Here is a 339-nt window from a genome sequence, read left to right as displayed (position 1 = left end):
CAGCAGATTATTATGCAAAAGACATTGAGTTAACAGAAATCGGATCTCAGTTCAAATTATGCATAGTAGATGCTGGAGAGATAGAAATTAACTTGCCTTATTTGGGGGCACATAATGTCAGCAATGCAGTTGCAGCTGCGGCTTTGGCTTTCAATGTTGGTGCTAGCCTAGCGCAAATTAAAGCGGGACTAGAACAAAAGTCCCAAGTAAAAGGTCGCTTATTTCCAATTCAAGTGCATGAGAATTTGTTACTCCTAGATGATACCTATAATGCCAATGTAGGTTCATTACAGTCCGCTATTCATGTATTGCAGCAATATGATGCATTTCGTATTTTTG

Annotated in this window: 1 protein-coding gene; it reads left to right on the top strand. The window is 38.9% G+C overall.

Annotation, left to right across the window (positions count from 1 at the left end):
* The coding region (locus EII42_RS12575; protein ID WP_199729909.1) for a glutamate ligase domain-containing protein at positions 1 to 339 on the top strand (339 nt) is incomplete at both ends.

The sequence above is a fragment of the Tessaracoccus sp. OH4464_COT-324 genome (genome assembly GCF_003932855.1).
In the GTDB taxonomy this organism is placed as follows: domain Bacteria; phylum Actinomycetota; class Actinomycetes; order Propionibacteriales; family Propionibacteriaceae; genus Arachnia.
This window is presented reverse-complemented; position numbering and strand designations above follow the sequence as displayed.